This window comes from Tardiphaga sp., from assembly GCF_028290495.1.
Lineage (GTDB): Bacteria > Pseudomonadota > Alphaproteobacteria > Rhizobiales > Xanthobacteraceae > Tardiphaga.
On the sequence record NZ_JAQGJT010000139.1, the window covers coordinates 34,108 to 56,663 of the forward strand.

Sequence of the window (22,556 nt, forward strand, 5' to 3'; positions counted from 1 at the left end):
ATCACTAAGCAGCTAACATTGAAGATTTGCTAAGCGTGGCAGGCACAGACCGTTGTAAACCCCCTCTCCCGCAATGGGAGAAGGGAAGCGCGCGTCAGTTCGCGGCTTCCAGCCGTTCTTCCGTGAGCAGGCGCATCGCGGCGTCGGCGTCCATCGGTTCGCCGAAGGCAAAGCCCTGGGCGTATTCGCAGCCGAGCTGGTACAGCTCGACGGCGTCCGAATCCGTCTCGACGCCCTCGGCGACGACGTCCATGCCGAGGTCGTGAGCCATCGCGATGATCGATTTCAGGATCACCGGGCGGGTGCCGCGGGTGGTGGTGCGGACGAACGACTGGTCGATCTTCAGCGTGTCGAACGGGAAGCGCTGCAGATAGGCCAGCGAGGAATGGCCGGTGCCGAAATCGTCCAGCGACAGGCCAGTGCCGAGTTCGCGGATCCGGAGCAGCATTTGGGCGGCGTGTTCCGGATTCTCCATCACCAGCGATTCCGTCAGCTCCAGCTTCAGCGTGCCCTTCGCCACCGAGGAGCGCGACAGCACGGTGCGGATGTCGTGCAGCAGGTCATGGCGCAACAACTGCCGCGAGGACACGTTGACGCTCGCGAAGATCGGCTCGCGGGCGCGCATCGCGCGCTGCCAGATCGCCAGCTGGCGCGCGGTCTGGTCCATCACGAACATGCCGAGATCGATGATCAGGCCGATCTCTTCGGCGATGGCGATGAATTCCACCGGCGACATGCGGCCGAGCTTGGGATGATCCCAGCGCGCCAGTGCTTCGAAGCCGGCGATCGAGCGATCTTCCAGCCGCACGATCGGCTGGTACAGGATGGTGATTTCCTGCCGCTCGATGGCGCGGCGCAGTTCGGATTCCAGCGTCAGGCGGTCTGTTTTTCGGGCGCGCATCGCGGGTTTATAAACATCGATACGGTCACCGCCGATCCGCTTCGAATGATACATAGCCAGTTCGGCGTCCTTGATGATCTCGTCCGAGAGCGGGACGGTGGGGTCGGACAGCGCCAGACCAATCGAGGCGGTGAGGAAGATTTCGCGGTCGTTGAAGGCGATCGGCGCGCGGATGGTCTTGCGGATGGTCTCGGCGAAGGCGGTGATCTTGGCGGGGTCCGTCTCCGACATCAGGATCAGGCCGAACTGGTCGCCGGCGAGACGAGCCAACGTGTCCTGCGGTTTCAGGATGCGGGCGAGGCGGCGTGCCAGCGTCAGCAAAATGGAATCGCCGACCGCAATGCCGACGGAATCGTTGACCTGCTTGAAGCGGTCGAGGTCGATCACCATCAAGGTCGGCCGCAGCGTCGGCACCGTCTTCGAAAAATTGGCGACAGCGCCGAGCCGGTCGATGAACAGCTTGCGGTTCGGCAGGCCTGTGAGGTTGTCATGCACGGAGTCGTGCAGCATGCGCTCTTCGGCGTTCTTGCTCTCGGTCACGTCGGTCAGGGTGCCGACGACGCGCGACACTTCGCCGTCGGAACCGACCACCGGGCGCGCCTTCAGCGCAAACCACATGAAGTGGCCATCCGGGGTGCGCAGCCGGAAGTCCTGCACCAGCCGGCCGCGGCGCTGATCGAGCACGCTGTCCAGCGCAGCGCGGAAGCGGTCCTGGTCGAGCGGATGCAGCACTTCCAGCCATTTTGCGGCGGGGCCTTCCAGCGTGCCGCGCTTGAGGCCGAGCAGGGCTTCGGTTTCCGGCGAGGTGAACACCTTGTCGGCGGAGACGTCCCAGTCCCAGATCAGGTCACCGGAGCCGGTCAGCGCCAGCGCACGGCGCTCGACGTCGGACACCACGCCATTGGTGGCGCCGCCGCCCGCAAAGGCGTGCTGCATCACCGTGAAGCCGATCAGCATCACGATCAACACGAGGCCGCCGAGCAGCGCAGGTCCCACGATGTCGTTGGTGACGCTGCCCGCCACCGTCATGCCAGCGGCGACGACCCACACCACCAGCAGGAACCAGGTCGGGATCAGCAGCACCGCGCGGTCGAAGCCATGTGTCGAGAGATAGACGATCAGCCCGAAGCCGGCGAAGGCGATCAGCACCAGCGAGATGCGCGCGATGCCGGATGCGACCGCGGGATCGAACAGCGCCAGTGCTACCAGCGATCCCAGGAACAGCAGCCAGGCCAGCGTGATGTGCGAGTAGCGCACATGCCATCGATTGAGGTTGAGATAGGCGAACAGGAACACCAGCAGCGTCGCCGCCAGCATCGCTTCACCCGCAGCGCGCCAGATCCGCTCGGCGCCGGATGACATGTCGAGCACCTTGCCCCAGAAGCCGAAATCGACGCCGATATAGACCAGCACGGCCCAGGCCAGAGCCGCGGCGGCAGGGAACATAATGCTGCCCTTGACCACGAACAGGATGGTCAGCACCAGCGCCAGCAGGCCGGAGATGCCGATCACGATGCCCTGGTACAGCGTGAACGAGTTGACCTTGTCCTTGTAGGCTTCCGGCTCCCATAGATAGAGCTGCGGCAGTTTGCCGGTGCGCAGTTCGGCGACGAAGGTGATGACGGCGCCGGGATCGAGCGTGACACGGAAGATGTCGGCGGTGGCCGAATCCTGCCGCTCCGGGCGGTCGCCGGTGGAGGGGGTGATGGTGGCGATGCGCGACATGCCGAGGTCGGGCCACAGCAGGCCGGACGACACGATGCGATAATGCGGCGCGACGATCAGGCGGTCGAGCTGATCGTCGGTGTTGTTGGCGAGCGCGAACACCACCCAGTTCTGTCCGGCCTCGCGGGCGCGCACCTCGATGCGGCGAACGATGCCGTCGGTGCCCGGCGCGGTGGAGACCTGGATGCGGTCAGTTTCGCTCTGCTGATATTCGAGGATCGCGGTGAGGTCGATCGCAGGCGCGTCACCACGGACGCTGACGGCGTCAATGGCATGTGCCTTTGGTGAGGCAACGATAATCATGAGGCCGAGCGCGAGCGGCGCGAGCCACCTGATCAAACGCAATGTCATTACTCCGCCATCACCGAATGGCCGGGCGGCCTCTCATGAAGCCGTCCCGGCGAACCCCAAATCCCATGCGATAAATGACATGAAAGCGAGAGTTTTCAAAGGCTTTCCGGTCGTCTTCCGGCCCTAAACGACCAACACAATTTTGCCAATATGTTCGCTGGTTTCCATCCGGCGATGAGCATCTGCGGCATGTTCCAGCGGGAAGTTGGAATCCATCAGCGGCTTGACCTGGCCTGAGCGCAGCAGCGGCAGCACATTGGCCTCGATCGCCTTGACCATTGCGGCCTTGTCGGCGAGCGAGCGCGGCCGCAGCGTCGAACCGGTATAGTGCAGCCGCTTCACCATGATCTTGGCGGCATTGATGGTCGCCTTCGGCCCGTTCAGCACCGCGATCTGCACGATGCGGCCATCGACCGCCGCGCAGTCGAAATTCTTCTCGACATATTCGCCGCCGACCATGTCGAGGATCAGCTCGACGCCGGCGCCGGAGGTGATCGCCTTAACCCGGGCGACAAAATCCTCGGCCTTGTAGTTGATGGCGTGGTCGGCGCCGAGCTTGAGGCAGGCATCCGCCTTGGCCTGCGAGCCGACGGTAACAATCACCCTGGAACCGAGCGCCTTGGCGAGCTGGATCGCCATCGTGCCGATGCCGGAGGAGCCGCCGTGGATCAGCAGCGTTTCGCCGGGCTGCAGCCCGCCGCGCTCGAACACGTTGTGCCAGACGGTCATCAGCGTCTCGGCGGTGGCGCCGGCCTCGATCATCGAGAATCCGTCGGGGACCGTCATCGCCTGCGCGTCGGGCGCGATGCAATACTGTGCATAGCCGCCGCCGGCGACCAGCGACATCACCCTGTCGCCGAGCTTGTGCTTGCTGACGCCTTCGCCGAGCGCGACGACTTCGCCGGAGATTTCAAGGCCGGGCAGGTCGGAGGCGCCGGGCGGCGGCGGATAGCTGCCTGAGCGCTGCGAGATGTCGGGCCGGTTGACGCCGGCGGCAGCGACCTTGACCAGAATCTCGCCGGGGCCGGGCTTCGGCACTGCGCGGGTTTCCGGGATCAGTACCTCGGGACCACCGGGCTTGCTGATGCCGATAACGGTCATTTGCGCGGGCAGCTGTTCCATGATTTGTCCTTGGCGACAGTGTTAAATCGAGCTGGCCCCTGATTAGCCAGCCGCAATCGGGCTGGCAACCATTCGGGTGGCCGCGAGGCAGGGCATATGGCGACCGACGACGACGACAAACCGAAAAAGAAGATTAGCCACGAGATCGGCCAAGACCTGACACTGCTGTCGGTCGAGGAACTGGCGGAGCGCATCGCGCTCCTCAATGCCGAGATCGCGCGCCTGCAATCCAGCATGCAGCTGAAGCGCGCCACCCGCGATGCCGCAGACCGGTTCTTCAAGTCGTAAGAGCGGGCTCGTGCCCGGACGCGATGCAACATGACGTGTTGCTGACACGCAGTGGGACAAGGACGCTGCAGTGCGTCCGGTACACCATAGGTATCCTTGTCGCTTGTTTAAAGATGCGTCCCGTTTTGGTACACTTCGGCGCGAAACTCTCAACGCATCCCCAGCTGAATCCCCGTTATTTACGAGCGATTAAGCTTTCTTGCATATGAATCAAATTGTCCTTGTTTGGACACCGAGTGGCTCCTGTCCACTCTGTTTGACGCCTCCCTGTTATCAACTTTAAAGCCGCCGGAAACGGCGGCTCTTTTTTTTGGGGGCGTCCGCAGCGCTGCGCTGTAAAGCATAAATACTTCTTTAATTTTGATCCGCTGGACTCTGCGCCGGGGGCGCGTAATGATTTGTTCACCATTTACCGGCGGATTTTCAAAGCCGGGCGCGTAACCAGTTGCTTGAGGCGTCACCCCCATGTCGGATCGTTCGCACGGCGAAGCTGCTCTCGTTCATTTCAGCGAGCGGCTGACGAATTCCGCGGCCTTTGGCGCACTGTTTCGCGAGGGCATGGACCTGGTCGAAGAGACCGCAGCCTATCTTGACGGCGTCGGTCGCTCCGAGGCCAAGGCGCTGGATCGCTCCGTCAGCCTGACCTACGCCACCGAAAGCATGCGACTCACCACCCGCTTGATGCAGTTGGCCTCCTGGCTGCTGCTGCACCGCGCGGTCAAGGAAGGCGAGATGACGCTGATCCAGGCGAATCGCGAAAAGACCAAGGTCAAGCTCAGCGCCGCCGATCCGAGCCCGGACGACATGCTGCTCAAGCTGCCGCAGCAGTTGCAGGACCTGATCGTCCGCTCGATGACATTGCAGAGCAAGGTCCGTCGCCTCGACGTCACCATCCACGCCTCCACGATCGAACGCGCCGCCATCGGTAATCCGCTGGTGCCGCAACTCAACCGCCTGAAGGCTGCGTTCGAGCGCTGAACGCCGCTGTCATTCCGGGACGCGAGCGCGCGAGCGGCGAGCGAACCCGGAACCTCGACATGAGACGATGAACATCGCCAGATTCCGGGCCTGCATCAGCCGGCTTCGCCGTCTGCTTGCATCCCGGAATAACGTGAATTCTGAACACTCGCATCTTTGAAAAATGCGCTAAACATACCCTGCGCGGGCAGGGGCATGTGACATGGCGGCAGATATCAGGGCGTTGACCGGAGTGCGCGGCGTCGCAGCTGTCATCATCGTGGTCTATCACTTTGGCGACGTGCAGCTCTCCACCGGCGGAACCGCTTCGTATTTCCGGATTCCGTTCGGCTATCTGATCGTCGATCTGTTCTTCATGCTCAGTGGTTTCGTGATGGCGCTGACCTATCGCGACGCTTTCGAGGATCTCACGCTGTCGAAATTCGCGACCTTCATGCTGAAGCGTGTCGCGCGGCTGTATCCAGCCTATTTCGTGATCGGGCTGTTCTATATCGCCAAGATCGCCGCCGGCCTGTCGGGTGAAAATCTCGAGATGTATTCGGCGTGGGACTGGATGGGCAACCTGCTGATGATGACCGGCTGGGGGCTATATATCTTCCCGGTGATCGGCGTCGCCTGGGCGGCGAGTGCGGAGATGGGCTCTTATCTGCTGCTGCCGATCCTGATGGCGTTCACGCTGCGCAAGAGCACGCCGACCTGCGCCATCGCCGTGCTGGCGGCGCTGCTGGCGATCTATGCGGTCAGCATCAGCGGCCGCGGCTCCAGCGGCCCGCTCGATGTCGTCAACGGCAATTCGTTCTATCCGCTGCTGCGCGCCGTCGCCGGCTTCGCGCTGGGGCTTGCGATATTCCGCTTTGCCGGCGTGATCGACCGGCTGTCGATGGCGATGCAGGATGCGCTGGTGATCGGTATCCTGATCGCGATCGTCGCCATCGGTAGTTTCAGCGTCAGCGACCTGCCGATGTATCTGTTGTTCATCCCGCTGGTCGCCGTGCTGTCGCGCGACGGCCGTATAGCGCAGGCCCTGTTCGGCAATGCGCTGGTCTATCGGCTCGGCATCATCTCCTACTCGATCTATCTGATCCACCCGCTGTTCGTTTCGTTCGCGGTGCGCACCTGGCGGCATTTCGGTGAGACCGAATTGGTTTATATCGCCGCGGCCTTCATCTGCTTCGCCATCATCTGGGGCCTGTCGGAATTGAGCTACCGCTTCGTCGAGATGCCCGGTCGCAAAGCGATCGTCGGATGGTTCGGACCTGACAGAACGCGCGCCGCCGGCTAGGCCGGCATTCGAGGATTGCTGCGGTCGTGACGCCTTGTCACACCGGCCCTTAATCGCGATGTGTCATGTCGGGGTAGGGAGCGGCCAGTTGCCGCTCGAACTCCGGGGTGACATGTCTTTTTCTCGAATTCTGGCGGCCGTTGCTGCAGCGATGGCCTGTTCGGTTGCCGCTTATGCCCAACCTGTCGCCGTGCTGCCGGCGCCGCCCGTGATTCTGCCGTTCATCCCGTCGCCGGTCGGTGGCTGGACCGTCACCGTCGGCCTCGGCGGCGAGGTGGAGCCGTCCTTTGCAGGCGCCAACAGTGTCCGCTTCAGCCCGGTGCCGATCTTCTCGCTGCGCCGTGCCGGCACGCCGGTGCGTTTCCGCAGCATGCGCGATGGCGCCAGCTTCGCGATCTTCGATCCCGGCAACGGGTTCCGCGCCGGCCCGGTCGGCAAATACAAGCATTCGCGCAAATCCTCGGACCATGCCGAACTGACCGGCCTGCGCGATGTCGATTTCGCCGTCGAGCTCGGCGGTTTCGCGGAATATTTCGCGATCGACTGGCTGCGGCTGCGCGCTGAGGTCCGTCGCGGTTTTGGCGGCCATGAAGGCGTCATCGCCGATTTCTCCGCCGATGTGATCGTGCCGCTGGCGGAACGGCTGACCTTCGCGGCCGGCCCGCGCTACACGGTGACGAATGCCGGCTACGCTTCGACCTATTTCGGCGTCAGCGCAGCCGAATCGCTGGCCTCCGGCCTGCCGGTCTTTGACGCCGGCGGCGGCTCGCACACGGTCGGCGCTGGCGCGCAATTGCGCTATCAGCTCAATCCGCAGTGGGAAGTGCGCAGCTATGTGGAATTCGATCGCCTGCTGGGCGCGGCCGCTGACAGCCCGCTGGTGCGGCTGCGCGGTACCCCGAACCAGACCACCGGCGGCATCGGGGTGGCCTATTCGTTCGATGTCGAGGTCAGGTAGGCGACTCGGAAATATGACCTGCGTCCCCCGCCGAAGCGCGGGGGGCAGGCTCAGTCGGCCGACACAGCACCCCATAACGAAAAACGCCCCGCTAAAGCGGGGCGTTTTTGTAGCAAAATCAGAGGGATCAAGCCGAAGCGGCTTCGTCCTTCTTGAGGAAGCCGGAGAACTTCTTCTGGAAGCGCGAAACGCGACCGCCGCGGTCGAGCATCTGCGCGCTACCGCCGGTCCACGCCGGATGGGTCTTGGCGTCGATGTCCAGGTTCAGCTTGTCGCCGGGCTTGCCCCAGGTCGAGCGGGTCTGGAACTCGGTCCCGTCGGTCATGACGACCGTAATCATGTGATAATCGGGGTGGACATCGGCTTTCATGGCAATTCCTTCGGCGCGTACGCGCCTGCATCACGGCGTAAGAGGAGCGGATTTGGCCGGTCTATATCGCAGGACTTGAGCCAAGACAAGGACTCCTCGGTGGATCGTGGTCATTTGCCACCAGCCTGCCACCGGCCTATCTGAAGCGGGCATTGAGGACGGCGAGAGATCATGAGTGCAATTGAACAGCTTGAAGCGACCAGCGCCCCGAAACCGCCGCTCCCGCGGCCGGAACCCGTGCTGCCGGAACCGTCGCTGGTCGATGCCGTCGTCGATGCTCCCGCGCCGGGCCGGGCGAAGCTCCGGCCGCTGATGGCGCTGGCGCCCTATGTGGGGCGGTACCGGGTTCGGGTGATTCTGGCGCTGATCTCGCTGACGATTGCGGCCCTGACCACTTTGGTGGTGCCGGTCGCGGTACGCCGGATGATCGATTTCGGCTTCAGCCCCGAGGGTATCGCCCTGATCAATAGCTATTTCAGCGTGATGATCGCGGTGGTTGCCGTACTCGCCGGCGCCAGCGCCGCGCGATATTATCTGGTGATGACGATAGGCGAACGCATCGTCGCGGACCTGCGCCGCGACGTGTTCGCGCATCTCACCGCGCTGTCGCCTGCGTTCTTCGATTCGGCGCGCTCTGGCGAACTGGTGTCGCGCCTCACCGCCGACACCACCCAGATCAAGTCCGCCGTCGGCGCTTCCGTGTCGATCGCGCTGCGCAATATCGTGCTGTTCCTCGGCGCGGCCACCATGATGGTGATCTCGAGCCCGAAACTGTCCGGCTTCGTGCTGGCGGCGATTCCGCTGATCGTGATTCCGCTGGTGGCATTCGGACGCTGGGTGCGCAGGCTGTCGCGCGACGCGCAGGATACGCTGGCGGACGCCTCGGCCTATGCCAGCGAACTGGTCGGTGCGATTCGCACCGTGCAGGCCTACACCAACGAGGGCCTCGCTAACGACCGCTTCGCCACCGGCGTCGAGCGGTCCTATAAATCCGCCGTCAGCACGACACGGGCGCGTGCGGTGCTCACCGCGATCATCATCTTTATCGTGTTCTCCAGCGTGGTCGGTATCCTCTGGGTCGGCTCGCACGACGTGCTGGTCGGCGCGCTGACGCCGGGCCGGCTCGGCCAGTTCGTGCTGTACGCGGCGTTCGCGGCCTCCAGCCTTGGCCAGCTCAGCGAAGTCTGGGGCGAGGTCTCCGCAGCGTCGGGCGCCGCCGAGCGGCTGTTCGAAATCCTGCACGTCAAATCCGCCATCGTCGCCCCGGCATCGCCGCGCGCGCTGCCGCAGCCGGCGCGCGGCGATGTCACGTTCGACAACGTCACCTTCGCCTATCCGACCCGCCCCGACATTCTCTCTGTCGACGGCGTATCGCTGGCGGTGAAGTCCGGCGAGAAGGTCGCGATCGTCGGTCCCTCCGGCGCGTGCAAGAGCACGCTGTTTCACCTGCTGCTACGATTCTACGATCCCCGTAGCGGCGTGATTTCGTTCGACGGCATGCCGCTGCGCGATACCGATCCGCGCGAATTGCGCCAGCGTATCGCATTGGTGCCGCAGGATTCCGTGGTGTTCGCCGCCAATGCCCGCGAGAACATCCGCTTCGGCCGCCCCGACGCCACCGACGCCGAGGTCGAACATGCTGCCAGCCTCGCGCACGCCACCGAGTTCATTACCCGCCTGCCGGAAGGCTTCGACGCCCAACTCGGCGAGCGCGGCGTAACCTTGTCCGGCGGCCAGCGCCAGCGCATCGCCATTGCGCGGGCCATCCTGCGCGACGCGCCGCTGCTGCTGCTCGACGAAGCCACCTCAGCGCTCGATGCAGAGTCCGAAACGCTGGTGCAGACCGCGCTGGAAGAACTGATGAAGCACCGCACCACTTTGGTGATCGCGCATCGCCTCGCGACCGTATTGTCCTGCGACCGCATCCTGGTGATGGAGCACGGCCGCATCGTCGAGCACGGCACGCACGCCTCGCTGGTCGCGGCCGGCGGGCTGTATGCACGGCTGGCGCGGCTGCAGTTCGGGATGTGAGCGGGCGCGTAGCCCGGTTGGAGCGAAGCGAATCCGGGGACAGCGTTTCAACGGATGGGCCGACCCTGGATGTCGCAAAGGCTCATTCGGGCTACGAACCGGCAAGCGGCGCGGCTTCAATTAAGGCCCTGCGGGTTCAGCCGTCGTTGCGAGCGCAGCGAAGCAATCCAGAAGGTCGCAAGTGAAGAACTGGATTGCTTCGTCGCAAGGGCTCCTCGCAACGACGGCTCAGGCGTTTTTCCAAGCCATCAGTAGCACTGCCCGCCCCGAGGAATTCACTTCCTCGCCCTCCTGCACAAACCCGTTGCACTCATAAAACCGGATGGCGCGAAAGTTATCGGCGTTGACCTTCAGCGTCACGCCTTCTGGCGACAGCCGCTTGGTTTCGTCCACCAGCGCCTTGCTCACGGACGTGCCCCATTGCGCGGGGCTCACCACCAACTGGTCGAGATAGCCGGCGGCATCGATCGTCACAAAGCCGATCAGCGCGCCATCCTGCTCGGCAACCACAATCTGCGCCAGCGGCACCAGTTCGGTCCGCCAGCGCTCGCGCCACCAATCGACGCGGGCGTCGAAGTTGATCGAGGGATAGGCCTGCCGCCAGGTTTCCAGCCACAGCGCGATCGACGCGTCCTCATCGACGTCCTGATATGGTCGCAGTTGATACGGCGTGCTCAAGATCAACGCTCCGTCAGCTTCAGCTCGATACGGCGGTTGCGTCGATAGGCTTCTTCGGTAGTGGCGACATCGAGCGGCTGGAATTCGGCGAAGCCGGCGGCGAGCAGGCGCTGCGGCGGCACGCCAAGCGAGACCAGATACTGCACCACCGAGATCGCGCGCGCCGACGACAATTCCCAGTTTGATTTGAACAGCGGGCTATTGAGGATCGGCCGGGAGTCGGTGTGGCCGTCGACCCGCATGACCCAGGCGATTTCGGCGGGAATCTGCTTGTCGAGTTCGGTCAGTGCGGTCGCGACCTTGTCGAGTTCGGCCTTGCCTTCCGGCAGCAGCAGCGCTTGTCCGGTGTCGAAGAATACTTCCGACTGGAACACGAAACGGTCGCCGACGATGCGGATGTCCGGCCGGTTGCCGAGGATCGCGCGCAGCCGGCCGAAGAATTCCGAGCGATAGCGCGACAGTTCCTGCACCCGTTGCGCCAGCGCCACGTTGAGGCGCTGGCCGAGATCGGCGATCCGGGTCTGCGATTCCTGACCGCGTTTCTCAGAGGCGTCGAGCGCTTCTTCCAGGGCTGCGAGCTGGCGGCGCAGCGCCGAGATCTGCTGGTTCAGCACCTCGACCAGCGCCTGAGCCCGCGCCGACAACTGCTTCTCGGAATCCAGCGCCTTGTTGAGTTCAGTGGCGCGACCGGCGGCGTCGTTGCCGGCATTGGCGAGGCCGTCATACAGGCCCTTGACGCGGTCGCGCTCTGTTTCGGCTGAGGCTAGCCCTGCGCGCATCTGCGACAGCTGGTCGTCGAGGTTCAGCTTGCCGAGCTTCTCCAGCGAGAGGAGGTCGTTGAGTTGCGCCAGCCGCGCGTTGAGCTGCTCCAGCGCCTTGTCCTTGCCGGAGATCTCGTTGGACAGGAAGAATTGCACGACGAGAAATACCGACAGCAGGAACACGATCGACAGCACCAGCGTCGATAGCGCATCGACGAAGCCGGGCCAGTAGTTGAACTCCGAAGAACTGCGGCGTCCGCGTGCGAGGGCCATGTCAGTTTTTCTCGGGCTGGCGGGCGATGTGCTCCAGCAGCTTCTTGATTTCGCGGCTCTGCTCGCCCTGGCCGTCGGCCCATTCGCGGATCATCTCCTGCTCGGTGCGCATATGCGCCACCAGGCTCTGGATGGCGTCCGCGAGGTTGGCCATCGCCGCGGTGGTGCCGCGGTTGTTGCCGCCTTCTTCCATCGTCAGGCGCAGCCGCTCGATCGCGTTCTGCAGGTCGCCGGAGGCGCCCGCAGCACTCTCGCCGGAATATTCCTTCACGGTGGAGGCGAGCCAGTCTTCGAGGTCAGTATAGAAACGGTTCTGCGCCTGGCTGGACTGCAAATCGAGGAAGCCGAGGATCAGCGAACCGGCAAGGCCGAACAGCGACGACGAGAACGAGATGCCCATGCCGCCCAGCGGCGCGGCAAGGCCTTCCTTCAGCGTGTCGAACAGTGAACCGGAATCGCCGCCGACCTTCAGCCCCTCGATCACCTTGCCGACCGAGCCAACGGTTTCGATCAGGCCCCAGAACGTGCCGAGCAGGCCGAGGAACACCAAAAGGCCGGTCATGTAGCGCGAGATGTCGCGGGCCTCGTCGAGCCGGGTCGCGATCGAGTCCAGGAGATGCCGCATGGTCTGCTGCGAGATAGACATCCGCCCGGAGCGCTCGCCGCCGAGGATCGCCGCCATCGGCGCCAGCAGGGTCGGGCGCCGATCGAGCGCGAGGCCGGGATCGGAAATCCGGAAATTGTTGACCCACGATACTTCGGGATACAGCCGCACCACCTGCCGGAACGACAGGATGATGCCGATGAACAGCACGCCGCCGATCAGCGCGTTGAGGCCGGGATTGGCGAAAAAGGCGGTGATGATCTGCTTGTAGAGCACCGTCATCACCAGCGCGCACAGCACCAGGAACACCAGCATCCGCACCAGGAAAATCCGGGGTGAGGACAGCTTGGTCAGTTCGATCTCCATCGCGGAGCGGGAAGTAGTCGCCATGGGTTGGGTCATCTGCGTGCGAGGAACGGATCAGATGCGCAATATGGCACAGCGCGGCGACAAGAAAAGATCGCTGCCGCCGGATTCGCGTCTTCGCGGGAACTTCCGGCTGAAACCCGGCTTGAATTGCAGCGTATTTGTGAAACGCGCGGTCGTTCAGCCGCTTATCGGGACTTTCCATGACGATTTTGTATCTTGAGGCGCTGATCGCGATCGCACTTTGCCTGTCGGTTCTGATGGCTGGGGCCTGGCTGGTGCAGCAGCGCACGGGCAATTCCGGCTGGGTCGATACGATCTGGACATTCTCGCTGGGGCTGGTCGGCGCAGGCGCCGCGCTGTGGCCGGTGGCGGGCGCAGCGCCGAATGCAAGGCAGTGGCTGGTCGCGACGCTGGTCGTGATCTGGTCGGTGCGGCTCGGCTCGCATATCGCTGCGCGTACCGCAAAAATCACCGACGATCCACGCTACGCGGAGTTTGCCAAGGATTGGGGCGTCGATTCGCCGAAGAAGATGTTCATGTTCCTGCAGAACCAGGGTTTCGGCTCGATCCCGCTGGTGTTCGCGATCTTCGTCGCTGCGCGGTTTCCTGATTCCGCGCTGCGTCTGCAGGATGCGCTCGGTGTGCTGATCCTGTTCGCCGGCATCGCGGGAGAGGCATTGGCCGATTCGCAGCTCAAGGTGTTTCGCGCGGATCCCGCGAACAAGGGCCGTGTCTGCGACACCGGCCTGTGGCGCTGGTCGCGGCATCCGAACTACTTCTTCGAATGGTTCGGCTGGCTGGCCTATCCGGTGATCGCGCTTTCGCTCGACTATCCGCTAATTTATCCTTGGGGCTTCGCCACGCTGCTGGCGCCGCTCTTCATGTTCTGGATCCTGCGTTACGTCACCGGCGTGCCGCCACTGGAAGAGCAGATGCTGCGCTCGCGCGGCGACGGCTACCGGGCCTATCAGGCGCGCACCAGCGTGTTCTTCCCGCTGCCACCCAAGGAAATGAAAAAGAAAATGAAAAAGGAAACGAACAAGGAAGTTACGAAGGAGGCGACCCGATGAGTTTCGTTTCTCGCATTATTGGCACCGCCGAACGCGTGCCCCTGCCGGACGCCATGATCCGCGCCGGCATCCAGCAGCTCTGCTCGCGCACCGCGACGCGGCTGGCGTCGGGCGACGCCGTGAGCGATGCGGCTTTCGCCAGCGAGATGGCGGCGCGCAGCATCGCCGAACATACCGACGCGGCGAACGCACAGCACTACGAAGTGCCGGCGGCATTCTTCGCGCTGGTGCTGGGGCCGAACCGCAAATACTCGTCGTGCTTCTACAAGGAACCGGAATCGATCTTGCAGGAGGCCGAGGAGGAGGCGCTGCGTCAGACGATAGAGCATGCAGATCTGGCGGACGGGCAGGCGATCCTTGAACTCGGCTGCGGCTGGGGTTCGCTGTCGCTGGCGATGGCTCGGCAGTTTCCCGGAGCCCGCATCACTGCGGTGTCCAATTCAAATTCGCAACGCGAATATATCGAGGCTGAAGCAACGTCGCGCGGCATCTGCAATCTGCGCGTGATCACGCAGGACATGAACGTGTTCGCGCCCGTGCAAAAGTTCGACCGTATCGTCTCGGTCGAGATGTTTGAGCACATGATGAACTGGCGCGAGCTGATCCATCGGGTGCGCGCGTGGCTGGCGCCGGATGGCCGCTTCTTCATGCACATTTTTACGCATCGCTCAGGCACCTATCTGTTCGATCGCGCCGACGAGGAAGACTGGATCGCGCAGCACTTCTTCACCGGCGGCGTGATGCCGAGCCATCACCTGATCCGGCAATACGGCGACCTGTTCGCCGTCGAGAAGGAGTGGCGCTGGAGCGGCGTGCACTACCAGCGGACCGCGCTCGACTGGCTCGATCATTTCGACCGCAACCGTGTGGCAATCGAACGTATCCTGCGCCCGGTCTACGGCCGCGACACTGCATTGTGGATGCGGCGCTGGCGCTGGTTCTTCCTCGCCACCGCGGGCCTGTTCGGTTACGGCGACGGTAGCGAGTGGGGTGTCAGCCACTACCGGATGACCGCTGTTGCCTCGGCTCACGCGCCAGCACGATCGCGTGATGGGTAAAACATGCTGTAATATCAAGGAAGTACGGCGCTGTGGCAATGAGCCGCCGCGAAATGTGTTGCGCTGCAGCGTGGCCGATTTATCGTGAAGTATCAAACAGGTTCGAGAGTATTTCAGCAACCGCAGGGGTAATGCCGCTGTGGTGCGTCGAATTTTGTGAGACCCGATTCAGGAACGATGGACGCCATGACGATATTGAACGCACGCTCCGCCGGCCTTGCGCTGCTGCTGGCAGGCCTTGCGCCACTGCTTGCCGGCTGCAACGAGCCCAAGAAGGCGGTAGCGGCGGAGCAGGTTGTGGAATCTGAAGTCAGCGTTGTCTCCGTGCGGCCGCAGCTGCGCGCGCTGATCCGCGAATTGCCCGGCCGGATCGCACCGACCCGCGTCGCCGATGTGCGTCCGCGCGTCTCCGGCATCGTCGTCGAACGCCTGTTCCGTCAGGGCGCCGAAGTGAAGGCCGGCGAGCCGTTGTACCGCATCGATCCGAAGCCGTTCGAGGTCGAGCTGCAAGCCAGCGACGCCGCGCTCGAAAAGGCGACTGCGGCCTATGATCTCGCGGCCCAGCACGCTACGCGTATCGCGACGCTGGCCGGCCAAAAGGCTGTCTCCGAAGCCGAGAACGAAAAGGCCGTCGGCGCGATGCGTCAGGCCGCCGCCGAGATTGCCGGCCGCAGGGCCGACGTCGCGCGCGCCAAGCTCAATCTCGATTACGCCACCATCCGCGCGCCGATCAGCGGCATCATCGGTGCCGCTCTGGTCAGCGAAGGCGCGCTCGTGGTGCAGAACGAGAACGTCAATCTTGCGAGTATCCAGCAGCTCGATCCGATCTACGCCGACTTCACGCAGTCGGTGTCGGAATTGAACACGCTGCGCCGCGCCTTCGATAGCGGCGAGCTCGACCGCATCGCGCCGGGCGCCGCCAAGATCCGCCTGGTGCTCGACGACGGCACGCACTATCCGCTGCCAGGCAAGTTGCTGTTTTCGGATGCCAAGGTCGACGCCTTCACCGGCCAGGTCACCTTGCGCGGCGAGTTTCCCAATCCGAAGCGCGAATTGCTGCCGGGCATGTATGTCCGCGTCGAGATCGAGCAGGGCATCGACACCGATTCGATTTCGGTGCCGCAGCAGGCCGTGCAGCGTAACGGCGGCGGCGGCAGCGAAGTCTTCGTGGTCAAGGATGACGGCCGTATCGCGACGCAGGTCGTGCGCGTGGGCGCGGTACAGGACGGCCAGTGGTTCGTCACCGAGGGCCTGAAGGGCGGCGAGAAGGTCGTCGTCGAGGGCTTCCAGAAATTCGTGCCCGGCGACAAGGTCAAGCCGCTGTCGTGGGCAGCCGCCAGCGCGCCCGGAGGCTCCGCACCTCCCGGCGACACCCAGACCACGCAAGCGAAGCCCTGAGATCTGACAAATGGCTAATTTCTTCATCGACAGGCCGATCTTCGCCTGGGTCGTGGCGCTGTTCATTTGTCTGTTCGGCTTCATTGCGATTCCGCAGTTGCCGATCGCGCAGTATCCGATCATCGCGCCGCCCTCGATCTCGATCTCGACGAGCTACCCCGGCGCGTCGCCCGAGAATCTCTACAACAGCGTCACACGGCTGATCGAGGAAGAGCTGAACGGCGCCGCCGGCATCCTCAATTTCGAATCGACTTCCGACTCGCTCGGCGCCGTCGAGATCATCGCCAACTTCGTGCCTGGCACTGATACGAGCCAGGCCTCGGTTGAAGTGCAGAACCGCCTGAAGCGCGTCGAGGCGCGGCTGCCGCGCGCGGTGATCCAGCAGGGCATCCTGGTGGAGGAAGCCTCCGCCGCTGTGCTGAACATCATCACACTGCGTTCCACCGACGGTAGCATGGATGAAGTCGGCCTCGGCGACTTCATGATCCGCAACATCCTCGGCGAAGTCCGCCGCATTCCCGGCGTCGGCCGTGCCTCGCTGTATTCCACCGAGCGTTCGCTGCGCGTCTGGGTCGATCCCGCCAAACTGGTCGGCTACAATCTCACATCGGACGACGTCAACAAGGCGATCACTGCGCAAAACGCGCAGGTCGCCTCCGGCAGCGTCGGCGCCGAGCCGAGCACCGCGACCACCAAGACCTCATCGCTGGTGCTGGTAAAGGGCCAGCTCTCCACGCCGGAAGAATTCGGCGCCGTCGTTCTGCGCGCCAATGCCGACGGCTCCACCGTGCGGCTGCGCGACGTCGCTCGCATCGAGATCGGCGGCCTCAGCTACCAGTTCACCACGCGTCTCAACGGCCAGCCGACCGCCGGCCTCTCGGTGCTGATGTCGCCGAAGGGCAATGCGCTGGCCACAGCCTCTGCCATCGAAGCCAAGATGAAGGAGCTGTCGAACTTCTTCCCGGCCAACATCGCATACGACATTCCCTACAACGTTACACCGGTGGTCAAGGCCTCGATCGAAAAGGTCGTGATGACGCTGATCGAGGCGGTCGTCCTCGTCTTCATCGTGATGTTCATCTTCCTGCAGAACTTCCGCTACACACTGATCCCGACCATCGTCGTGCCGATCGCTTTGCTCGGCACCTGCACGATGCTGCTGATGGCCGGCTATTCGATCAACATGCTGACCATGTTCGGCATGGTGCTGGCGGTGGGTATTCTCGTCGATGACGCCATCGTGGTGGTCGAGAACGTCGAACGTATCATGAGCGAGGAGGGGCTTCCGCCGAAAGAAGCCACCAGGAAGGCGATGGGCCAGATCTCCGGGGCCATCATCGGCGTCACGCTGGTGATGATCGGCGTGTTCGTACCGATGGCGTTCTTTCCGGGCTCGGTGGGCATCATCTACCGTCAATTCTCGGTGACGATGGTGGCTTCAATTGCGTTCTCCGCGCTGCTGGCGCTGTCATTGACCCCGGCTTTGTGCGCCACCTTCCTGAAGCCGGTGAAGGCCGGCCACGGCCACGCCAAGAAGGGCGTGTTCGGCTGGTTCAACCGCAAGCTCGACTCCACCCGCGACGGCTACTCGAAGACCGTCGGTTGGTCGCTGAAGCGCACCGGGCGATTGCTGATCGTCTATGTCGCGCTGCTGGTCGGTCTCACCTGGGGCTTCATGCGGATGCCCGGTGGCTTCCTGCCGATCGACGATCAGGGCTTCATCACCACGGACGTGCAGACGCCGTCGGATTCCTCGTTCAGCCGTACCGAAGGCGCGATCGAGAAGGTCGAGGCCTATCTGGCCAAGCGCGCCGGCGTTGAGAACGTCGTGTTCCTCACCGGCTTCAGCTTTCTCGGCCAGGGCATGAACACCGCGCAGGCCTTCATCACGCTGAAGGACTGGGCGGCCCGCCCGCCCGGCGATTCCGCCGCCGCCATCGTCGCCGACATCAACAAGGAACTGCTGTCGATCCGCGACGCCAAGATCTCGGCGCTGCAGCCGCCGCCGATCGACAACCTCGGAAATTCTTCGGGCTTCAGCTTCCGCCTGCAGGACCGCGGCCAGAAAGGTTTCGTCGCGCTCAACGCCGCGTCCGACAAATTGATCGCGGACGCCAATGCCAGCCCGGTGCTGCAGAAGGTGTTCGTCGAAGGCCTGCCGCCGGCGCCACTGGTCAATCTGATGATCGACCGCGAAAAGGCTGGCGCGTTCGGGGTCACCTTCGAGGACATCAACGCCACCATCTCGACCAATCTCGGTTCGAACTACATCAACGACTTCCCGAACCGCGGCCGCATGCAGCGCGTCGTGGTGCAGTCGGAAGCCGCCAACCGGATGAACGCCACCGACATCCTGAACTACAACGTCAAGAACAGCCGCGGACAGCTGGTGCCGTTCTCGTCCTTCGCCACCGTGGAATGGGCCAAGGGGCCGACGCAGATCACCGGCTTCAATTTCTATCCGGCGGTGCGCATCTCCGGCGAGGCGCGGCCGGGCTTCACGTCGGGCGACGCCATCTCGGAGATGGAGCGGCTGGCGGGCCTGCTGCCGCGCGGTTTCGGTTTCGAATGGACCGGCCAGTCACTGCAGGAAAAACTGTCGGGCTCGCAGGCGCCGTTGTTGCTGGGCCTGTCCGCGCTGGTGGTGTTCCTGGTGCTCGCCGCGCTCTACGAGAGCTGGACGATCCCGCTGGCGGTGCTGATGACGGTGCCGCTCGGCATCTGCGGCGCCGTGCTGGCCGCGACGCTGCGCGGCCTGCCGAATGACGTGTACTTCACGGTGGGTCTGATCACGATCATCGGGCTCGCGGCCAAGAATGCGATTCTGATCATCGAGTTCGCCAAGGATCTGCGCGCGGGGGGCAAGTCGCTGGTGGACGCCACGATGGAAGCCTGCTTCCTGCGCTTCCGCCCGATCGTGATGACGGGCCTCGCTTTCATCTGCGGCGTGCTGCCGATGGTGATCGCCAACGGCGCCGGTGGCCAGAGCCAGCAGGCGCTCGGCACCTCGGTCACCGGCGGCATGATCGCGGTGGTGATCCTGGCGCTGTTGATGGTGCCGGTGTTCTTCGTCTCGATCCAGCGGCTGTTCTCGCCGGACAAGGAGCAGCCCGAACAAGCCCCACAGGACGAGCCGGCGGGGCATCCGACGGTCGCGCATTCGTAGTGTAGCCCCTCATGGTGAGGAGCGCATCTGGCGCGTCTCGAACCATGTGGGCGTGAGCTCCGCCGTCATCCTTCGAGACGCAGCGCCAAGCGCGGCTCTTCAGGATGACGCTGCGTGTTACGCTACGCCCGCCGCCAGAATCACGCCGTAGCTGATCAGCGCCAGTACGATCAACGACAGCGTTACTGCGATGGTCACAGGAAGGCCGGCCTTCGCCACGACGCGGACATCGACGCCGAGTCCGAGGCCGGCCATCGAGATGGTGGTGAGGACGCTGGCAAAGGTCGCGATCGGCTTGATCAGCGCCTCCGGAATGAATCCGAGGGAACGCACAGCCGCGACCAGCAGGAAGCCGATGATGAACCACGGCAGCAATTGATGGATCGCCAGTTTCGGCGGCTTGCCACCGGGCGCACCCTTGTCGTCCTGCAGACGCCGCGCGACGAGGGAGAGAATGAACACCACCGGACCCAGCATCAGGACGCGCACCAGCTTCACCACGGTGCCGATCTGGTTGCTGAGCGCGCCGATCGGCAGCGTGGCCGCCAGCACTTGCGGCACCGCATAGACGGTGAGGCCCGCCAGTACGCCGTATTGCGTCAGTGACAGCTGCAGCAGCGGCACGAGCAGCGGCAACAGCAGCACCACGACGACGCCAAGCACCGCCGTAAAGGCGATCGAGGAGGCGACGTCGTCGCTGTCGGCGCCGATCACGGGGGCCACGGCGGCGATCGCAGAATTGCCGCAGATCGAATTGCCGCAGGCGATCAGGATCGCCATTTTCTGCCGCAGGCCGAGCGCGCGGCAGATCGCGTAGCTGCTGGCGATCGCGAAGACCACCACGACGACGATGCCGACCAGCAGGAGCGGGCCAAGCGCCAGCACGGTGTGCACGCTGAGCGCGGCGCCGAGCAGCACGACGGCGATTTCGAGCAGGAGCCTGGCGGAAAAATCAATGCCATCCTGCCAGCGAGGCCCCGGCGCCCAAGCGGTGCGCAGCGCGACGCCGATCAGGATCGCCAGCACAAGCGCCTCAAGGTAGGGCTCGCCGACCAGGGCGACCTCGATCTTCTCGAGTAGCATCGAGAAAATCGCAACGCCAATGCAGAGCGCGAGGCCCGGCAGGCTGGCGAGACGGAACGGCCTCACCTGGTGGGGCTGCTGGCGGTTGTCACACCAGCGGCTTGAGGATGCGCGTCAGCTCGCCGTTGACGTACTCATTGCCGCACACGACGTTGCAGGTCTTCAGCACGTCGCCGCCGTGGATGTCGCCGGCGGTGCCGCCGGCTTCCTTGACCAGCACGAGACCGGCCGCGATGTCCCACGGCTTCAAGTTGCGCTCCCAGTAGCCATCGAGACGGCCGGCGGCGACGTAGGCCAGATCCAGCGACGCCGCGCCGAAGCGGCGGAGCCCGGCGACCTTCGGCTGCAGCGCGGTCATTTCCCGGCGCGACAGTTCGTGGTCGCCGCGGCCGAGATGCGGCAGGCCGCAGGCGATGACGCATTCGTTGAGCTGCTTGCGACCGGCGACGCGCAGACGCGTGTCGTTGAGGAACGCGCCCGAGCCCTTTTCGGCCATGTAGAGTTCGTCATTGGCGGGATTGTAGATCAGGCCGGCGAAGGGGACGCCGTCGCGCAAAAGGCCGATCGACACCGCGAAATGCGGAATGCCGTGCAGGAAGTTGGTGGTGCCATCGAGCGGATCGACCACCCAGCAATGGCTCTTGTCGGTGCCTTCGCGGCTGCCGCCTTCCTCGCCGAGGAAGCCGTAGCCGGGACGCGCCTTGTTGAGATCGGTGTACAGCATCTCCTCGGCGCGCTTGTCGGCGAGGCTGACGTAATTTGCCGGGCCCTTCATCGAGACCTGCAGGTTCTCGACTTCGCCGAGGTCGCGCTTGAGGCTGCGGCCGGCACGGCGTGCGGCCTTCACCATGACGTTCATCAGGGCTGAATTGATCATGATTTCGCTCAAGACGACCTGAAAGTCAGGTCTCAATTAGAAGGACAGGGGATTTGCTGGGGCGATGGGTGCCCTGCAAGTGCGCGAAGGTCAAGAGCCGATCATTTGGGGCTGCCAAGCCATTTGCGCGCGGCGTCCTGTGCCTTGGTCCGATCCTCCGGCGTGGCATTGGCCAGTGCCTCGTCGAGGAACAGGTCGCCCTTGCCGGCGGTCTTGGCGACAATGTGCCATTTCAGGCCCTCCAGTCTGTCGGCGGGGTCGTTGCGGCCAATCAGTACCCGCGCCAGCCGGTTCTGCGCGATCGGGCTGTTCTGTTTCGACGCCTTGCGTAGAAGCGCCACGGCGGCGGCTTCGTTCTTCGGTGTTCCGGTGCCATTGTACAGCGCGATGGCATACTCGACCTCGGCATCGACATTATCGGCCAGCGACGCCGCCTGCAGCAGCCGCACCGCCTTGTCGACGTTCTTCTCGACCCCGGTGCCTTCCTTGTAGAACGTGGCAAGCGCGTATTGCGCCTCGGGGTTGCCGGCATCGGCCGCTACCCGCAGCAACTCGGCGGCGCGCTTGAGGTCCTGCGGGAAGGTCTGGCCGTCGAGGTACAGCAGCGCCAGATTATACGCGGCCTTGGGATTGCCGAGTTTGGCGGAGGAGGCCAGCCATTTGGCGCCTTCCTCGCGGTTGCCGGTCTTGCCGCGGTCGGACAGCCGCAGCATGGCCAGCGCAAACATGCCCTCGCGGTCGCCGCGCTCGGCGGCGCGCTGATACCACTCCGCCGCCTTGGCGTAGTCGCGCTTGACGCCCATCGCGTTGGCGTAGAGCTCGCCGAGCATGGTCATCGCCTTGGGATCGTTGTTCTCCTGCGCGCGCCGTGTGGCGAGCTCGAGGGCGGTCTTGTACTGGCCGCGCTGATAGGCGCCGTACACCAGATCGAGGTTGGGGTCGCCCGGCGCGGCGGCCTGCTCCGCAGGCTTGGCGGCAGGCGAAGTGGCAGGCTTCTTGACCGCCGCGGGCGGTTTGGCCGCAGCAGGCGCCTTGGCGGGCGCGGCAACCTTCGGTTCCTGCTTCGGGGTCGGTCTAAGCGGAGCCGGTTTGCTCGCCGCCGGCGGCGGCGCCAGGGTCGCAGGCGGCGTCAGCGAAATCTGCGCCGACGCCGGCAGCGCAGCGGTCGCGCATCCAGCCAAAAGAGTGAGGCAACGCAGAACCTTCATTCCGG

General features: G+C 64.1%; 20 protein-coding genes. 10 read left to right on the forward strand and 10 right to left on the reverse strand.

Annotation, left to right across the window (positions count from 1 at the left end; genetic code table 11):
* Positions 1-94: 94 nt before the first annotated feature.
* Positions 95-2,971, reverse strand: a complete 2,877-nt coding sequence (locus tag JWQ24_RS21380) for an EAL domain-containing protein (RefSeq protein ID WP_299812321.1) — start codon at positions 2,969-2,971, stop codon at positions 95-97.
* A gap of 129 nt (positions 2,972-3,100) precedes the next feature.
* Positions 3,101-4,099 carry an NAD(P)H-quinone oxidoreductase gene (locus JWQ24_RS21385; protein WP_299812323.1) on the reverse strand — a complete coding sequence of 333 codons (999 nt, stop codon included), beginning with the start codon at positions 4,097-4,099 and terminating at the stop codon, positions 3,101-3,103.
* Between the two features lie 96 nt (positions 4,100-4,195).
* Between JWQ24_RS21385 and JWQ24_RS21390 the strand changes: the two genes are divergently transcribed.
* Positions 4,196-4,387: a DUF1192 domain-containing protein gene (locus JWQ24_RS21390; RefSeq protein ID WP_299812325.1), complete on the forward strand. Its 192-nt coding sequence runs from the start codon at positions 4,196-4,198 to the stop codon at positions 4,385-4,387.
* A 179-nt stretch (positions 4,388-4,566) separates the two neighbouring features.
* Here JWQ24_RS21390 and JWQ24_RS21395 read toward each other — a convergent pair whose 3' ends face one another.
* Positions 4,567-4,854 (reverse strand): hypothetical protein, encoded by a 288-nt coding sequence (locus tag JWQ24_RS21395; RefSeq protein ID WP_299812327.1) that lies wholly within the window; start codon positions 4,852-4,854, stop codon positions 4,567-4,569.
* Here JWQ24_RS21395 and JWQ24_RS21400 point away from each other — a divergent pair.
* The 3 genes from JWQ24_RS21400 to JWQ24_RS21410 all read left to right on the forward strand — a co-directional run bounded on the left by JWQ24_RS21400 (position 4,853) and on the right by JWQ24_RS21410 (position 7,605).
* Positions 4,853-5,365: a DUF1465 family protein gene (locus tag JWQ24_RS21400; RefSeq protein ID WP_299812328.1), complete on the forward strand. Its 513-nt coding sequence runs from the start codon at positions 4,853-4,855 to the stop codon at positions 5,363-5,365. The two genes, JWQ24_RS21395 and JWQ24_RS21400, sit on opposite strands and share 2 nt — an antisense overlap.
* 202 nt (positions 5,366-5,567) lie before the next feature.
* Entirely contained in the window at positions 5,568-6,647 is a 1,080-nt protein-coding gene (locus tag JWQ24_RS21405; RefSeq protein ID WP_299812330.1) for an acyltransferase, read from the forward strand.
* Positions 6,648-6,759: 112 nt separating this feature from the next.
* A complete protein-coding gene (locus tag JWQ24_RS21410) occupies positions 6,760-7,605 on the forward strand; it encodes a MipA/OmpV family protein (RefSeq protein ID WP_299812332.1) in 846 nt (281 codons plus the stop codon).
* Positions 7,606-7,732: 127 nt separating this feature from the next.
* Here the strand turns inward: JWQ24_RS21410 and rpmE are convergent, their stop codons facing one another.
* The gene (gene rpmE, locus JWQ24_RS21415; protein ID WP_299812334.1) at positions 7,733-7,975 is read right to left on the reverse strand and encodes a 50S ribosomal protein L31; all 243 of its coding nucleotides are present in this window, start codon (positions 7,973-7,975) and stop codon (positions 7,733-7,735) included.
* A gap of 171 nt (positions 7,976-8,146) precedes the next feature.
* On the opposite strand from rpmE, the gene JWQ24_RS21420 reads away from it, so the two are divergent.
* Positions 8,147-10,006, forward strand: coding sequence for an ABC transporter ATP-binding protein/permease (locus JWQ24_RS21420; protein WP_299812336.1), 1,860 nt, complete (start codon positions 8,147-8,149; stop codon positions 10,004-10,006).
* A 228-nt stretch (positions 10,007-10,234) separates the two neighbouring features.
* Here JWQ24_RS21420 and JWQ24_RS21425 read toward each other — a convergent pair whose 3' ends face one another.
* From JWQ24_RS21425 to JWQ24_RS21435, 3 genes are read right to left on the reverse strand one after another with little or no spacing between them, the layout of a single operon-like run.
* The gene (locus tag JWQ24_RS21425; RefSeq protein ID WP_299812338.1) at positions 10,235-10,684 is read right to left on the reverse strand and encodes a GNAT family N-acetyltransferase; all 450 of its coding nucleotides are present in this window, start codon (positions 10,682-10,684) and stop codon (positions 10,235-10,237) included.
* A gap of 2 nt (positions 10,685-10,686) precedes the next feature.
* On the reverse strand, positions 10,687-11,718 hold the full coding sequence (locus JWQ24_RS21430; protein ID WP_299812339.1) for a peptidoglycan -binding protein: 1,032 nt from the start codon (positions 11,716-11,718) through the stop codon (positions 10,687-10,689).
* A 1-nt stretch (position 11,719) separates the two neighbouring features.
* Complete coding sequence (locus JWQ24_RS21435) at positions 11,720-12,712, reverse strand: flagellar motor protein MotA (protein ID WP_299812340.1); 993 nt, start codon at positions 12,710-12,712, stop codon at positions 11,720-11,722.
* Between JWQ24_RS21435 and JWQ24_RS21440 the strand changes: the two genes are divergently transcribed.
* The 5 genes from JWQ24_RS21440 to JWQ24_RS21460 all read left to right on the forward strand — a co-directional run bounded on the left by JWQ24_RS21440 (position 12,711) and on the right by JWQ24_RS21460 (position 19,383).
* Positions 12,711-12,911 (forward strand): hypothetical protein, encoded by a 201-nt coding sequence (locus JWQ24_RS21440; protein WP_299812342.1) that lies wholly within the window; start codon positions 12,711-12,713, stop codon positions 12,909-12,911. The two genes, JWQ24_RS21435 and JWQ24_RS21440, sit on opposite strands and share 2 nt — an antisense overlap.
* Entirely contained in the window at positions 12,892-13,761 is an 870-nt protein-coding gene (locus JWQ24_RS21445; protein ID WP_299812344.1) for a DUF1295 domain-containing protein, read from the forward strand. The genes JWQ24_RS21440 and JWQ24_RS21445 overlap by 20 nt, the downstream gene beginning before the upstream one ends.
* Positions 13,758-14,819, forward strand: a complete 1,062-nt coding sequence (locus JWQ24_RS21450) for a cyclopropane-fatty-acyl-phospholipid synthase family protein (protein ID WP_299812346.1) — start codon at positions 13,758-13,760, stop codon at positions 14,817-14,819. The genes JWQ24_RS21445 and JWQ24_RS21450 overlap by 4 nt, the downstream gene beginning before the upstream one ends.
* Before the next feature lie 186 nt (positions 14,820-15,005).
* Positions 15,006-16,217 (forward strand): efflux RND transporter periplasmic adaptor subunit, encoded by a 1,212-nt coding sequence (locus JWQ24_RS21455; RefSeq protein WP_299812348.1) that lies wholly within the window; start codon positions 15,006-15,008, stop codon positions 16,215-16,217.
* Between the two features lie 10 nt (positions 16,218-16,227).
* Positions 16,228-19,383, forward strand: a complete 3,156-nt coding sequence (locus JWQ24_RS21460) for a multidrug efflux RND transporter permease subunit (protein ID WP_299812350.1) — start codon at positions 16,228-16,230, stop codon at positions 19,381-19,383.
* Positions 19,384-19,500: 117 nt separating this feature from the next.
* On the opposite strand, the gene JWQ24_RS21465 is transcribed toward JWQ24_RS21460, so the two are convergent.
* The 3 genes from JWQ24_RS21465 to JWQ24_RS21475 form a co-directional block, all read right to left on the reverse strand.
* Complete coding sequence (locus tag JWQ24_RS21465) at positions 19,501-20,532, reverse strand: putative sulfate exporter family transporter (protein ID WP_299812352.1); 1,032 nt, start codon at positions 20,530-20,532, stop codon at positions 19,501-19,503.
* A gap of 22 nt (positions 20,533-20,554) precedes the next feature.
* Complete coding sequence (locus tag JWQ24_RS21470; protein ID WP_299812354.1) at positions 20,555-21,343, reverse strand: inositol monophosphatase family protein; 789 nt, start codon at positions 21,341-21,343, stop codon at positions 20,555-20,557.
* Between the two features lie 101 nt (positions 21,344-21,444).
* Entirely contained in the window at positions 21,445-22,551 is a 1,107-nt protein-coding gene (locus JWQ24_RS21475; protein WP_299812355.1) for a tetratricopeptide repeat protein, read from the reverse strand.
* Positions 22,552-22,556: the final 5 nt, after the last annotated feature.